The following is a 13502-nucleotide window of genomic DNA, read 5'->3' on the forward strand; positions in this document are numbered from 1 at the left end:
ATGGATGAGCCGAAGAAAAAGCCGCCGCTTGCCGGCATTCGCGTTCTCGAACTGGCCCGCGTGCTCGCAGGCCCCTGGGCCGGCCAGATGCTGGCCGATATGGGTGCCGATGTGGTCAAGGTCGAAAACCCTGACGGCGGCGACGATACCCGCGCTTGGGGCCCTCCCTTCGTCGAAAGCATCGACGGCGAAAACCTCTCTGCCGCCTATTACCATTCGACCAACCGGGGAAAGCGGTCGATCGCGGTCGATCTCAAGACCGAAGAAGGCCAGGACATCGTCCGCCGCCTCGCCGCGCAGTCGGACGTCCTGATCGAGAACTTCAAGGTCGGCGGCCTCAACAAATACGGGCTCGACTACGAGAGCCTGAAGGCGATCAATCCGAAGCTGGTCTATTGCTCGATTACCGGTTTCGGCCAGGACGGTCCCTATGCGACCCTTGCCGGCTACGACTATATCGTCCAGGGCATGTCCGGCTTCATGTCGATCACAGGCGAACCGGACGGCCAGCCGATGAAATCGGGCGTTGCCATCGCCGACATCTTCACCGGCATCTATTCCGTCACCGCCATCCAGAGCGCGCTGATCCACGTCATGAAGACAGGCGAAGGCCAGCATATCGACATGGCGCTGCTCGATGTCATGTCGGCGGTCCTTGCCAACCAGAACATGAACTACCTGATATCAGGCATCTCGCCGGTCCGCCTCGGCAACGCCCATCCGAACATCTCTCCTTATGAGGTGATCAACGTCCAGGACGGCTACATCATTCTCGCCGTCGGCAATGACGGACAGTTCCGCCGCTTCTGCCGAATTCTCGGCATCGAGCACGTCGCGGATGACGAGCGGTTTTCCACCAACAAGGCGCGTGTCGCGCACCGGATCGAGGTCCGCAGCCTCCTGATCGCCGAGACGATCAAGTGGACCAAGGCCGAGCTCCTCTCCGCCTGCGGCGACAATGCCGTGCCGGTCGGACCGATCAATTCGATCGGTGAAATGTTCGAGGATCCCCAGGTCAAGGCGCGCGGTCTGCGTGTGGATCTCGAGGCAGCCGACGGCACTGTCATCCCCGGCGTCCGCAGCCCGATCGTGCTATCGGAGACGCCTCTTGCCTATCACCGGCCAAGCCCGAACGTGGGCGAGCACACGGCCGAAATTCTTGCCGAACTGAACATGATCGAGAAGGAGCGCAATCGATGAAGACGGGTGGAGAACTGATCGTCGAGGCACTGAAGGCAAACGGGGTGAGCAGAGTGTCCTGCGTTCCGGGCGAGAGCTATCTCGCCGTGCTCGACGCGCTCTATGAAAGCGGTATCGAGGTTCTCATCTGCCGCCAGGAAGGCGGCGCCGCGATGATGGCCGATAGTTGGGGTCGTCTGACCGGCGAACCCGGCATCTGCATGGTCACCCGCGGCCCCGGCGCCACCAACGCGTCGGCCGGTCTACACATCGCCAAGCAGGATTCGATCCCGATGATCCTGTTCATCGGCCAGATCGGCCGCGACATGAAGGAACGCGAAGCCTTCCAGGAAGTCGAATACCGCCGCGCCTTTACCGAATTCGCCAAATGGGTCGGTGAGATCGACGATGCCCGCCGTATTCCGGAATTCGTCACCCGCGCCTTTGCCGTCGCCACCTCCGGTCGCCCCGGCCCTGTTGTGCTGACGCTGCCCGAGGACATGCTGACGGAAGCGGTCGAGGCGGCTCAGGCCCGCCCCTACACGCCCGTCGAAAGCCATCCCGGCAAGAGCCAGATCGCGACCTTCGACGAGATGCTGCGCAATGCAAGGCGGCCGATGGTGATCCTCGGCGGCACCCGCTGGGATGAGAAGACGGTCTCGGACTTCCAGGATTTCGCCAGCCGCTTCAAACTGCCGGTCGGCTGCTCCTTCCGTCGCCAGATGCTGTTTGATCACCTTCACCCGTCGTATGCCGGCGATGTCGGCATCGGCATCAACCCGGCCCTCGCTTACGAGATCAAGGATAGCGATCTCCTGATCCTCATCGGCGCCCGCATGTCGGAAATGCCGTCCTCCTCCTATACTCTTCTCGACATTCCCTACCCCAAGCAGACCCTGGTCCATGTCTACCCGGATCCGGAAGAGCTTGGCCGGATGTACCGCCCGGATCTGGCGATCTGCGCGGCACCGGCGGAATTCGTCGCAGCCATCAAGGATCTCCAACCGCCGGCACTGCCGCTCTGGACCGAGCGCAAATCGTCGATGCATGATTCCTATCTGAAGTGGTCGACGCCCCCGAAAAGCGGCCCCGGCGACGTCCACCTGGGTCCGATCATGGCCTGGATCGAGGAAAACGTTCCGACCGACGCGATCTTCACCAACGGCGCCGGCAACTACGCCACCTGGGTGCACCGGTACCACCGGTTCCGGAAATACAACACGCAGTCGGCACCGACATCAGGATCGATGGGCTACGGCCTTCCGGCAGCAGTCGCCGCCAAGCAGCTGTTTCCGGATCGTGAAGTCGTCTGCTTTGCCGGCGATGGCTGCTTCATGATGCACGGGCAGGAATTCATCACCGCCGTCCGCTACGGATTGCCGATCATCACTGTCCTCGTCAACAACGGTATCTACGGCACGATCCGCATGCATCAGGAACGAGAATATCCGGGCCGCGTCTCGGCGACAGATCTCGTCAACCCGGATTTCGTCGCCTATGCGCAAGCCTTCGGCGGGCATGGCGAGCTGGTCGAGAAGACGGAGGATTTCGGTCCGGCTTATCTGCGTGCCCGCGCAAGCGGAAAGCCGGCCATCATCGAAGTCAGGCTAGATCCGGAAGCGATCACGCCGGCCAAAACGCTGACGCAGATCCGCAACAGGAACTGAAACGGCGGCATTTGCGCAATCCCCCGGCGGAACATTCCGCCGGCCATGCCGTTGATGGCGCATGGCAAATGACACAAAACGCAAAGCACTGGGCGGCATGACGACCTTCGTCGCCGTCATCTTTTTTATCGGTCTCGCACTCGCGGCTTACTACTTCATCGGCATGACGCCGGGCGAGCCGTGATCCCAAGGGATAATCGACACAAAAAGGGGGCCGGTTTTCACCGGCCCCCTTTTTCATGTCCGTATGAACCGAGCGATCAGATCGCCGCGGTCACGATGAATTCCACCTTGTACTTCGGCGCAGCAAGCTTAGCTTCGCTGGTGGCGCGGGCCGGTGTGTTGGCCGGGTCGACCCATGCTTCCCAGGCTGCGTTCATTTCGGCGAAATCAGCAATGTCGGATAGATAGATCAGGGTCTGCAGGATCTTCGACTTGTCGGAACCGACAGCAGCCAGCAGACGATCGACTTCGGCAAGCGCGTCCTTGCACTGGTCGGTGACGCTGTCGCCTTCGCCAACCTGGCCGGCCAGATAGACGGTGTTGCCATGGACGACGGCGCCGCTCATGCGGGCGCCGGGCTCGATACGCTGAATGCTCATAAAATGCTCCTGAATGCTGAGCTTCGGAAATTAAGGGCGTGGCATACCGCGCCCTTGCGTGGAAAGGCTTTCGAACCGATCAGCCGCGCAGGCGCAGGCTCTGTTCGTAGATCGCCGTGGAGCGTGCGCCCGAGCGGCAATAGCCAAGCAGCGGCTTGGGAAAATCTTCGAGCACGTCGACCATCTCGGTCACGCCTTCCGGTGTCAGGCCCATGCGGCCGACCGGGATATGGCGGATGTCGAGACCGAGCTCCTTGGCGCGTGCCTCGATCGCGGCGAAATCCGGCTGGCCGGGCTCTTCCTCGTCGGGGCGGTTGCAGACGATGGACTTGAAGCCGAGCGCCTTGATCTGGTCGAGGTCTTCGACCGTGATCTGGCCTGAGACCGAGTATTCGTCGTTGATCTCGCGGATATCCATGGCAGAGCCTCCATTCTCGATAGCGGGCAAGCTTTACGATGCACCCCGGGGAGCGTCAATCGCCAAGCGGCCTTTTACGCAAACACGAAGCGCAGGCCGTAGTCGACGCTTTCGCCGGGTTGAAGCCATTTCAGCTCGCCTGACGCCTCCAGTTCGCCGCGGGTGGCCAGCCGGTGCGAGACCGGCTCGATCCCCAGCACATGCGCCGGCTGCTTCTGGTTGCGCCACATCTGCAGGTATGGAAGCGTGTCGGTCTTGAAACGCACTTTGAGCGTGAGACCACCGAGCGCCGCGATCGGTCCCAAGGCCAGTTCCGCCCAGGGATCGCCGCCCGCTGCCGGCACGCAGAACACGCTCCCTGGCTCGGGCCCGAAATTCCAGGGCATCTCTTTTTGCTCTAACATCGCGCTCGAAAGACGGACGTTGTCGTCCAGCAGCCAGGCCCCGATATTCATATGGTACATATGCACCCGGGCGATGGCTTTCGTACCAGTGTTCGTCACCCTGTCGGACAGGCAGACTTCTCCGGTCACTCCATCAATCCGCCAGTGGCGTTCCAGAAGCGCGGATCCCCCCTCGGCTGTCGTGACCGGAACGCGCGCCCGGCATTCGGCATCCTCCTGCATATCCCAGAACACGATCTCGGCCGGGTGCGACGAGTAGGAGCCGTGCAGCGGAAACTTCGCGCCATCGGGACGACCGGGTATGGGTTCGGGATGACGGATGTGGTCGGGACCGCAGGTAAACAAAAACCCTTCCAGCGAATGGTCGATTCGCGGATCGCCATCGTCAGGAATGGCCCGGCCGGGCGCGATGTCGATGCCGCCGACGAAACAGGCGCCGATATCCAGCACCGATCCCTCGTCCAGAGTGAGCTTCGGCCCGTTTCCTGCTGAAAACGCTTTCATAAAACCTCCCTCACGGCGCCTCTCGCCGGATCGTGATCGAATTTAACCATCGGTTCATAACGAATTCACTTTTTTCACGGTAAAGTCGAAATTACGTTGTCTATGGCACCAGATACGGAGTCGGGAACCATATGCGCATTTCCCCGCTTACCGTAGACGGAATAATTTCTTTCGGTGGAAACGTGAAGCGTCTCATTCTCGCAAGTATCGGCCTAATGGCAATATCAGCAGCCTTCGGGCCATCGTCGGCGCAGGCTCAGAGCGGATATCGCTATCAGCAGCAGACGACCCTCGTGGCACCTGACGGCGCCATACTCGACTACATGCCGGATCCGCGCGACGTGGTGATCAGCCGCGACGGTATGGGCCGCCGCGTCTATCTCGATCGCCGCGGAAACATCGTTGCGACCGAAACGCGCCAGGATGCCTACCGTCCCCAGGAGGCGGAATATCCGCCGGCACCGAGTGGCTACCGCAACCGTCGCGACACCGTCTATCAGCCGCAGGATCAGTATCCGCAAGACCAGGGCGGATATCAGGATTACCGCCAGTATCGTCCCGGCGAAGAACCGGGTGCCGTGACCGGGTCGATTGCCGGCCCCGGCTCGATTACCCGCGAGCCTCTTACCAACGATGCACTTCCCGGCATCGACGAGAACTATTCCGAGCCCGAAGAAGCGTCGATCGACCCAAATGCGGGCTCGCAGTTTCCAGCACCGCAGCATGATGCGAAACCGGTCATCACCGTCACCAAGAAGCCGCAGGCCGAGATCGCCGCACTCCAGGTGTTTCTTGACCGCGAGGGCATTTCACCCGGTGTGATCGACGGCCATCTTGGCGACAACGTCAACAAGGCGATCGCCGCCTGGCAGGAAATGACCGGCGAGACGCTTGATCCGAACAATTCCGAAGACATCATGCAGCGCCTGACCTATTCGGGCGGCCTGCCGATCATCGATTATACGATCACGGCCGCGGACGCTGCCGGACCATATGTTGCGTCTATCCCGGAAGACTACGCTCACAAGGCCACTCTGCCGGCTATGTCCTACACATCCGTGACCGAAAAGCTCGCCGAGCAGTTCCACATGGATGAGAACTACCTGAAGTCGCTCAACCCGAACGTCGACTTCACCATTCCCGGCATGACCATCAAGGTGATCAACCCCGGCACGCCGAAGACCGGACAGGTGACGCGGATCGTTGCAGACAAGTATCGCAAGCAGGTCTTCGCCTACGGTGAAGACGGCGTTCTGATTTCGGCTTATCCGGCCACGATCGGTTCGAGCGATACGCCATCGCCGTCGGGCAACCATACCGTCCAGCGCATCGCGCTCGATCCGGGCTACACCTACAATCCGAAGATCAACTTCACACAGGGCAACAACACCCAGATCCTGCAGATCCCTCCGGGTCCGAACGGCCCGGTTGGCACGGTCTGGATCGCCTTGTCGAAACCCACCTACGGCATTCACGGCACGCCGGAGCCTTCCAAGATCGGCAAGACCAACAGCCACGGCTGCGTGCGCCTCACCAATTGGGATGCGACGGAACTTGCCAAGATGGTCAAACCCGGCACGACCGTCGAATTCCTCGAGTAGGTTTTGCCAGACTTAACAACGCAAAAAGCCTCTCCGGCAAACCGGAGAGGCTTTTTTTGGCTACGTTAAATTGGCTTCAGGCGGCGTTGCGGCGAAACGGAAACAGTTTCGATCCCATCGAGCGCACGACGCGGACAGGCATCATGCGCATCACTTCCTGAGCGAAACTGCGCGCATTGTCTTTTGCCTTGTCGACATTGCTGACCTTTGTCGCGTCGAGCGTGTGCAGGGTTCCGCCGGTCTCGAACAATTCCTTGAACGCGACCCGTTCGCCGATCGACGTCTCCAGCACATTGACGCCCTTGGCCGCCAGCAACCCCTTGATCGCCAGCATGGCTCGCGTCGTTACCATCGAGGTGACACGGGTAAGGACGACGGAATGGGGAATGTCGAGCTTGGCCTTGTCCTTCATCTGCGCGAGCAGATCGAGAATCTGTGCTGCGCCCTTCGCATCCATCGCCGAGCCCTGGACCGGGATGATGACGTGGTTGGAAAGCCCGATTGCAGTGGTTACCAGCGCGTCTCGCGCGCCGGCAAGATCGATGATGAAGTAGTCGGTCGAAGATGCCATCTCGCGCAGGTGGCATGGAAGCGACGCCGTCGTGACTTCTGAAATCACCGAGAGGTTGGGCACGGGGCCGGAGATCTCGCACCACTGGCTGATCCACTTCTGCGGATCGGCATCGATGATCGTGATGCGAAATCCCTGGTGGGCGAGTTCCGTGGCAAGCAGCAGGGCTGCAGTCGTCTTGCCGGCACCGCCCTTGGCATTGGCAAATGAAATTACGGGCATTCTCGGTCCTTGATGAAATAGAGCCGCATCGCTCACCACCACGCCGCTTCATGCGCAGTTAACGTATTCTTCATGAACTTGGTTAACGAGACGTAAATTAAGGGTTAACGCATATTGCCTGTCACATTTCAGCATGCCGACCTAAAAAGGCTGAGAACGCAAATGTGGCCCGCGAAGCGATCGCGGGCCACATGTTGATCACGGATGTCTGGGGATCAGACCAGCGCTGCCGCCTGCTTGTGCTCCATCGCGAACTCTTCTTCCGGCGAAAGGATCAGACGATGGCGGCCAACAAGCGCGAAATAGGCGATCGCGACTGCAAACCAGATCACCACCCAGACGACGCCCTTGAAGAAGTTGGGATCCTGAACCTGATAGAGAAGCGTCACCACTGCGATGACGATCGTCAGGACGGCACCCGGGATGCCCAGTGGAGACCGGAACGGCCGCTCGATATTGGGCAGTTTTTTGCGCAGGATGATGAACGAGATCGCCTGCATGATGTAGGAGAACATCGCGCCGAACACCGCCATGTTGAGCAACACGCTGCCGATGGCGCTGCCGCCTGCTTCCGCACCGAGCGAGAACCAGATGACCAGCATCACGGCAAGACCGACCAGCGCTCCCGCCAGCATCGCGACGTAGGGCGTCTTGTAGGTCGGATGCGTGACCGAGAGCGCCGTCGGGAAATAGCCGGCCCGTGAGAGCGAGTAGATCTGGCGACCCTGTGCATAGAGGATCGTATGGAAGCTGGCGATCAGACCCGTCAGCGCCACCAGACCGAGGATAACGACGCCGCCGTCGCCATAAACGGACTTGAACCCGTCGAGAAGCGGCTCCAGCGCCGTACTCAGATGAAAGGCGCCGACACCCGGCAGAGAGGGATTGAGGAGCACAATCATGAAGGCCGACAGCATCAGCGTCATCATGCCGAGGATGATGCCCTTCGGCATGTCACGCTTCGGATCGACCGATTCTTCTGCCGCCAGCGGCAACTGTTCGATGGCAAGGAACAGCCAGACCGCAAAGGGAAGCGTTGCAAGCACGCCTGTGATCCCGAACGGGAACCAATCGCCATTGCCTTCAGGCAGTTCGATCGCTGCACCATCAGGTCCGACGCCGATGTTCAGCGCCCAGCGGGAAAAGTCCATGTTGGGGATGGCGCTGACCCAGAAGAACACCAGCACCGCCAGCGAAACGATCGTGATGACCAGCGTCACCTTGAACGACAGTTCGAGGCCGAACACGTTGAGCGCTAGGAAGATGATGTAGAACAGGATCCACAGGATCGGCGAGTAGACGGGATCGAGGCCGAGGATCGAATTCACATAGGCCGTAATAAAGGTAACGATGACGGCGGGCGTGAGCACGTATTCGACGTTCTCGCAGAGCCCTGTAATGAAGCCGCCCCAGGGTCCCATCGCCGTTCGCGCAAAGGAATAGGCAGCACCCGTGTGCGGCAGCGCCGGGCTCATCTCGGCGATCGAGAACGTCAGGCCGAGATACATGACGGCGATGATGATGCCTGCAACCAGCATCCCTCCCCACCCGCCGGTCGCGAAACCGAAATTCCAGCCCGAGAAATGCCCTGAGATAACGGCGCCGACGCCGAGCGCCCAAAGCGACCAGACCCCTGCATAGCGCGAAAGCCCGCGCTTTTCGAAATAGGCAGCATCCGCCTTCTTGTAGCTGACGCCCGCTGATGAACTTTCCATGCCTTCTCTCCTGATCAAAGAAATAGGCAGCGAGGCCGTCCGGCCCGCCGTCCCCGTCCATTCGGATCCGCCCGCTTTTGTCGGTGTCGGTATCCCGCAGCTCTGGCTGTTCCCCTGGTCTCTCAGTAAACCGGCTGGAGAGTTCCCACACCGGCCCGTCGAAAGCCTGCCTCGACCGTAGGCGGCTTCGTTTCGAATAAACTCGTTCATAGTCTAGGTCGTGAAGTCAGTGCCGGACGCGATGACTGTCCTTTGATCCCGCCGACATCGGTCTTGAAGCGATTTCGTGAAGTATGAACACGCATTAACCACGACGAGAATTCTTCACTTCCGCCGCGTCGTCAACGGTAATCTCAAATCTCCTCCATAGGCCCCGTTGACTCGGTCCTGGAAACGAATGTTAATCCTGTCACAAACCGGCGCAGACCGGAGGGAACGGCTTTCGTATGACCGGCAGGATTGACCAGTGATGACAGGGCAAACACGATTGCCGTGTCCGAGCGCAGTTCCCTCCGGACAAACGGATTCAATTGGTGAAGGATATCTTCTAAATTCCTGAAATACAGGCCTGATTTCTAGCATGCGCTTGGAATGCGCGCTGTCACATACGATACACACAATGGCTCTACGAGTCGCGCCGAGACGCTCAACCCCAGGAGGACACCCGTGCTCAAGAACGCCCATCGTCTGCTGTCTCTGACGACAGCAGTCCTCATCGCTTCCACCAGCCTTGCAGCAGCCGAGCCGAGCGCGGAACTGATCGCCGCCGCCAAGAAGGAAGGCGCGCTGACCACCATCGCCCTGCCCCACAGCTGGTGCGGCTACGGCGACGTGATCGCCGGCTTCAAGGCCAAGTACGGAATCGAAGTCAACGAACTGAACCCGGACGCGAGCTCGGGCGACGAAATCGAAGCCATCAAGGCCAACAAGGGCAACAAGGGCCCGCAGGCTCCTGACGTGATCGACGTTGGTCTGTCCTTCGGCCCGTCCGCCAAGGCCGAAGGCCTGATCCAGCCTTACAAGGTTTCCACCTGGGACTCGATCCCGGCTGAAGCCAAGGATGCTGAAGGCTACTGGTACGGCGACTATTACGGCGTTCTCGCGTTCATGGTGAACAAGGATCTCGTCAAGGAATCGCCGAAGGACTGGAAGGATCTTCTGAAGTCCGACTACGCGAACGCCGTCGCACTCGCCGGCGACCCGCGCTCTGCCAACCAGGCTGTCCAGGGCGTCTATGCTGCCGGTCTCTCCGCCGCTAAGGGCGATGCCGCCAAGGCTGGCGAAGAAGGCCTGAAGTTCTTCGCAGAACTCAACAAGGCCGGCAACTTCGTTCCGGTCATCGGCAAGGCTGCCCCGTTCGCACAGGGCTCCACCCCGATCATCATCGCCTGGGACTACAACGCTCTGTCCTGGGGCGAAAGCCTGAAGGGCAACCCGCCTTATGAAGTCGTCGTTCCGCAGTCGGGCGTCGTTGCCGGCGTCTACGTGCAGGCGATCTCCGCTTTCGCACCGCATCCGAACGCTGCCAAGCTGTGGATGGAATACCTCTATTCCGACGAAGGCCAGCTCGGTTGGCTGAAGGGCTATTGCCACCCGATCCGGTTCAACGATCTTGCCAAGAACAACAAGATCCCGAAGGCACTGCTCGACGCCCTGCCGCCGGCCGCGTCCTATGAAAAGGCCGTATTCCCGACACTCGAAGAGCAGGCTGCCGGCAAGACCGCGATCACCACGAAGTGGGATTCCGTGGTCGGCGCCAACGTCAAGTAATCTAGCCTAGACGGCCTTCCCGCTCCGCTTTCATGGGCGCGGGGAGGCCTTTTTCTCCTCCGACAGAAACACCGGATTCATGTCCACCGCATCATCGTCCTTCATCGACCGCCGTACCGTCGTCGATTGGCTCGGCGTCGCGCCGTTCATGATCTTCGCGTTGATGTTTCTGATCGTCCCGACCTTCTATCTCGTCGTCGGCGCCTTCTTCACGCCCGAGGGAACGTTCACCTTCAAGAATATCGCAGACCTGTTCACGCCGACAATCCTTTCGGCCTACTGGATCTCGATCAAGGTCTCCTTCGCCTCATCGCTCGGTGGCGCGATCATCGGCTTTGCGCTCGCCTGGGCGATCGTCCTTGGCGGCCTCCCGTCCTGGATCCGCTCAAGCCTCCTGACCTTCTCCGGCGTCGCCTCGAATTTTGCCGGCGTGCCCCTCGCCTTCGCCTTTATCGCCACGCTCGGCCGCACAGGGCTCGTGACCGTCTTCATGCGCGACTGGTTCGGCTTCAATCTCTATTCGACCGGCTTCAATCTCCTCTCCTTCGTGGGCTTGACCCTCACCTACATGTTCTTCCAGATCCCGCTGATGGTGCTGATCCTGACCCCGGCACTCGACGGTCTGAAGAAGGAGTGGCGTGAAGCCTCCGAGATCCTCGGCGCATCCACCTGGCAATATTGGCGCATGGTGGCGATGCCGATCCTGTGGCCAAGCCTTCTCGGCACCAGCCTGCTTCTGTTCGCCAACGCCTTCGGCGCGATCGCCACGGCCTATGCGCTGACCGGCTCCTCGCTCAACATCGTGCCGATCCTGCTTTATGCGCAGATCCGCGGCGACGTGCTGCACAATCCGAACCTCGGCTATGCGCTGGCACTCGGCATGATCGTCATCACCGGCGCCTCCAACGTCTTGTACATCTGGCTGCGCATGCGCGCCGAACGCTGGCAGAAGTGAGGATGCGCGAGATGAAGATGACAAAATTCTTCGCCTGGCTCGCCATCGCCATCGGCGTCATCTACTTTTTCGTGCCGCTGATCGGCACGTTTGAATTCTCGTTGCGCATGCGGCGCGGCGAATACTCGTTCGATGCCTACGACTCGGTGTTTTCGGATGCCGCCTTCCGGGCGACCTTCGGCTTCTCCATGCTGATGGCGCTGCTCACCATCATCTTCGGCATGCTGCTGATCGTGCCGACGGCCTACTGGGTCAGGCTGCGCGTCCCCCAGATGCGACCGGTGATGGAGTTCATCACGTTGATGCCGCTGGTCATCCCGGCGATCGTCATCGTCTTCGGATATCTCAGGCTCTACAATTCGTCGTCCTACATCCCGTTCACCGGTTCGACCTTCGGCACCAACGTGCTTCTGGTCATGTCCTACATCACCCTGTCGCTGCCCTACATGTATCGCTCGGTCGATACGGCGATGCGCACCATCGACGTCAGAACATTGACGGAAGCGGCGGAAATCCTTGGCGCCAAATGGCCGACGATCCTGTTTCGCTGCATCTTCCCGAACGTGATGTCGGGCGTGCTGTCGGGCGCCTTCATCACCTTCGCGATCGTGATGGGCGAGTTCACCATGGCCGCCCTTCTCAACCGTCCCGCATTCGGTCCCTATCTCCAGCTCGTGGGCGCCAACAAGGCCTATGAGCCGTCGGCGCTCGCGGTTATCGCCTTTGCGATCACCTGGCTTTCGATGGGCCTGCTCCAGCTCGTTTCCCGTTTCAGCAAGATGGCACCCTCCCGGGCTTAGGGACTGCGCCTCAAGGATTTTCACCTCATGTCGTTTCTCGTTCTCGACGGTATCAAGAAAAGCTTCGGCCAGACGCAGGTCGTCAAGGACTTCCATATGGCGATCGAGAAAGGGGAATTTGTCTCCTTTCTCGGACCGTCCGGTTGCGGCAAGACCACGGTTCTGAGGATGATCGCCGGGTTCGAGAACCCAAGCGACGGCACGATCGTCATCAACGGCCGCAACCAGTCGGGCCTGAAAACCAGCCAGCGCAATATCGGCATGGTGTTCCAGGCCTATGCCCTGTTTCCCAACATGAGCGTGTTCGACAACGTCGCCTTCGGCCTCAAGGTCGCTGGCATGTCGAAGGCGGATATCGACGCCCGCGTGAAGGAAATGCTGAAGCTGATCGGCCTCGAACATTTGGCCGACCGCTACCCGTACCAGATGTCCGGCGGCCAGCAGCAGCGCGTCGCGCTGGCGCGTGCGCTCGCCCCAAAACCACAGGTCCTGCTGCTGGATGAACCGCTGTCGGCGCTCGACGCAAAGATCCGCGTATCCTTGCGCGAGGAAATCCGTCAGATCCAGAGGAAGCTCGGTATCACCACCGTGTTCGTCACCCACGATCAGGAGGAAGCACTGTCCATCTCGGATCGGATCGTCGTCATGAACGCCGGTCGCGCCGACCAGATCGGTACGCCGTCGGAGATCTACAACCGCCCGGCCACCCGTTTCGTCGCCTCGTTTGTCGGCACGCTCAACATCATCGATGCGATCGTCGTAGATCCGGCCGCCAACACCATCCGTATCGGCGACAACATCATCACGCTGCGCGAACCAATTGGCGCGTTTGCACAAGGCGACACCGTATCGATCGCGCTGCGTCCGGAAGCTGGTTCGCTTTCCGAGAGCGCCACGGGCGATACGGCTTTGACCGGCACCGTTGTCTCGACGCATTTCCTTGGCTCCGTCGTGCGCACCAAGGTCACGGTCGGCGGCAACCAGATATCCTTCGACATGTTCAACGCGCCGGACAAGGTGCTGCCGCAGCCAGGCGAAACAGTGACCCTGCGTTTCGCCGCAAGCGACCTGCTGGTGGTCAAGGAATAGGCGCA

The 13502-nt window shown here is 60.4% G+C and carries 13 protein-coding genes; 8 read left to right on the plus strand and 5 right to left on the minus strand.

The features are described from left to right. From ACQY1K_RS10545 to ACQY1K_RS10555, 3 genes are all read left to right on the plus strand, one after another. Complete coding sequence (locus ACQY1K_RS10545) at nucleotides 1–1200, plus strand: CaiB/BaiF CoA transferase family protein (RefSeq protein ID WP_430257309.1); 1200 nt, start codon at nucleotides 1–3, stop codon at nucleotides 1198–1200. Next, complete coding sequence (locus tag ACQY1K_RS10550; protein ID WP_430257310.1) at nucleotides 1197–2846, plus strand: thiamine pyrophosphate-binding protein; 1650 nt, start codon at nucleotides 1197–1199, stop codon at nucleotides 2844–2846. The genes ACQY1K_RS10545 and ACQY1K_RS10550 overlap by 4 nt, the downstream gene beginning before the upstream one ends. A 61-nt stretch (nucleotides 2847–2907) precedes the next feature. Beyond that, nucleotides 2908–3030, plus strand: coding sequence for a hypothetical protein (locus ACQY1K_RS10555; protein WP_256413794.1), 123 nt, complete (start codon nucleotides 2908–2910; stop codon nucleotides 3028–3030). A 76-nt stretch (nucleotides 3031–3106) separates the two neighbouring features. Here the strand turns inward: ACQY1K_RS10555 and ACQY1K_RS10560 are convergent, their stop codons facing one another. The 3 genes from ACQY1K_RS10560 to ACQY1K_RS10570 all read right to left on the minus strand — a co-directional run bounded on the left by ACQY1K_RS10560 (nucleotide 3107) and on the right by ACQY1K_RS10570 (nucleotide 4774). Then, complete coding sequence (locus tag ACQY1K_RS10560) at nucleotides 3107–3448, minus strand: RidA family protein (RefSeq protein WP_062581144.1); 342 nt, start codon at nucleotides 3446–3448, stop codon at nucleotides 3107–3109. Between the two features lie 79 nt (nucleotides 3449–3527). Beyond that, nucleotides 3528–3866: a TIGR01244 family sulfur transferase gene (locus tag ACQY1K_RS10565; RefSeq protein WP_062456086.1), complete on the minus strand. Its 339-nt coding sequence runs from the start codon at nucleotides 3864–3866 to the stop codon at nucleotides 3528–3530. A gap of 74 nt (nucleotides 3867–3940) precedes the next feature. After that, nucleotides 3941–4774: a DUF4432 family protein gene (locus ACQY1K_RS10570; protein WP_113167048.1), complete on the minus strand. Its 834-nt coding sequence runs from the start codon at nucleotides 4772–4774 to the stop codon at nucleotides 3941–3943. Nucleotides 4775–4956: 182 nt separating this feature from the next. Here ACQY1K_RS10570 and ACQY1K_RS10575 point away from each other — a divergent pair, with 182 nt between their 5' ends. After that, entirely contained in the window at nucleotides 4957–6375 is a 1419-nt protein-coding gene (locus ACQY1K_RS10575; protein ID WP_430257311.1) for a L,D-transpeptidase, read from the plus strand. A 76-nt stretch (nucleotides 6376–6451) separates the two neighbouring features. Here the strand turns inward: ACQY1K_RS10575 and ACQY1K_RS10580 are convergent, their stop codons facing one another. Continuing rightward, nucleotides 6452–7168, minus strand: coding sequence for a ParA family protein (locus tag ACQY1K_RS10580; RefSeq protein ID WP_062456077.1), 717 nt, complete (start codon nucleotides 7166–7168; stop codon nucleotides 6452–6454). A gap of 215 nt (nucleotides 7169–7383) precedes the next feature. Then, nucleotides 7384–8883: an amino acid permease gene (locus tag ACQY1K_RS10585; RefSeq protein ID WP_062456074.1), complete on the minus strand. Its 1500-nt coding sequence runs from the start codon at nucleotides 8881–8883 to the stop codon at nucleotides 7384–7386. A gap of 666 nt (nucleotides 8884–9549) precedes the next feature. On the opposite strand from ACQY1K_RS10585, the gene ACQY1K_RS10590 reads away from it, so the two are divergent. From ACQY1K_RS10590 to ACQY1K_RS10605, 4 genes are all read left to right on the plus strand, one after another. Beyond that, the gene (locus tag ACQY1K_RS10590) at nucleotides 9550–10653 is read left to right on the plus strand and encodes an ABC transporter substrate-binding protein (protein WP_062581155.1); all 1104 of its coding nucleotides are present in this window, start codon (nucleotides 9550–9552) and stop codon (nucleotides 10651–10653) included. Nucleotides 10654–10732: 79 nt separating this feature from the next. Beyond that, nucleotides 10733–11608 carry an ABC transporter permease gene (locus tag ACQY1K_RS10595; RefSeq protein ID WP_113110683.1) on the plus strand — a complete coding sequence of 292 codons (876 nt, stop codon included), beginning with the start codon at nucleotides 10733–10735 and terminating at the stop codon, nucleotides 11606–11608. 11 nt (nucleotides 11609–11619) lie between these two features. After that, nucleotides 11620–12408, plus strand: a complete 789-nt coding sequence (locus tag ACQY1K_RS10600) for an ABC transporter permease (protein WP_113167065.1) — start codon at nucleotides 11620–11622, stop codon at nucleotides 12406–12408. 27 nt (nucleotides 12409–12435) lie between these two features. Continuing rightward, nucleotides 12436–13497, plus strand: coding sequence for an ABC transporter ATP-binding protein (locus tag ACQY1K_RS10605; RefSeq protein WP_430257312.1), 1062 nt, complete (start codon nucleotides 12436–12438; stop codon nucleotides 13495–13497). Nucleotides 13498–13502: the final 5 nt, after the last annotated feature.

Source organism: Neorhizobium sp. IRS_2294 (assembly GCF_050500145.1).
GTDB classification, from domain to species: domain Bacteria; phylum Pseudomonadota; class Alphaproteobacteria; order Rhizobiales; family Rhizobiaceae; genus Neorhizobium; species Neorhizobium soli.

What these genes read in the sequence shown, in the direction of transcription:
- ACQY1K_RS10545 (WP_430257309.1), top strand. Translation starts at nt 1, where the DNA reads ATGGATGAGCCGAAGAAAAAGCCGCCGCTTGCCGGCATTCGCGTTCTC.
- ACQY1K_RS10550 (WP_430257310.1), top strand. Translation starts at nt 1,197, where the DNA reads ATGAAGACGGGTGGAGAACTGATCGTCGAGGCACTGAAGGCAAACGGG.
- ACQY1K_RS10555 (WP_256413794.1), top strand. Translation starts at nt 2,908, where the DNA reads ATGGCAAATGACACAAAACGCAAAGCACTGGGCGGCATGACGACCTTC.
- ACQY1K_RS10560 (WP_062581144.1), bottom strand. Translation starts at nt 3,448, where the DNA reads ATGAGCATTCAGCGTATCGAGCCCGGCGCCCGCATGAGCGGCGCCGTC.
- ACQY1K_RS10565 (WP_062456086.1), bottom strand. Translation starts at nt 3,866, where the DNA reads ATGGATATCCGCGAGATCAACGACGAATACTCGGTCTCAGGCCAGATC.
- ACQY1K_RS10570 (WP_113167048.1), bottom strand. Translation starts at nt 4,774, where the DNA reads ATGAAAGCGTTTTCAGCAGGAAACGGGCCGAAGCTCACTCTGGACGAG.
- ACQY1K_RS10580 (WP_062456077.1), bottom strand. Translation starts at nt 7,168, where the DNA reads ATGCCCGTAATTTCATTTGCCAATGCCAAGGGCGGTGCCGGCAAGACG.
- ACQY1K_RS10585 (WP_062456074.1), bottom strand. Translation starts at nt 8,883, where the DNA reads ATGGAAAGTTCATCAGCGGGCGTCAGCTACAAGAAGGCGGATGCTGCC.
- ACQY1K_RS10595 (WP_113110683.1), top strand. Translation starts at nt 10,733, where the DNA reads ATGTCCACCGCATCATCGTCCTTCATCGACCGCCGTACCGTCGTCGAT.
- ACQY1K_RS10600 (WP_113167065.1), top strand. Translation starts at nt 11,620, where the DNA reads ATGAAGATGACAAAATTCTTCGCCTGGCTCGCCATCGCCATCGGCGTC.
- ACQY1K_RS10605 (WP_430257312.1), top strand. Translation starts at nt 12,436, where the DNA reads ATGTCGTTTCTCGTTCTCGACGGTATCAAGAAAAGCTTCGGCCAGACG.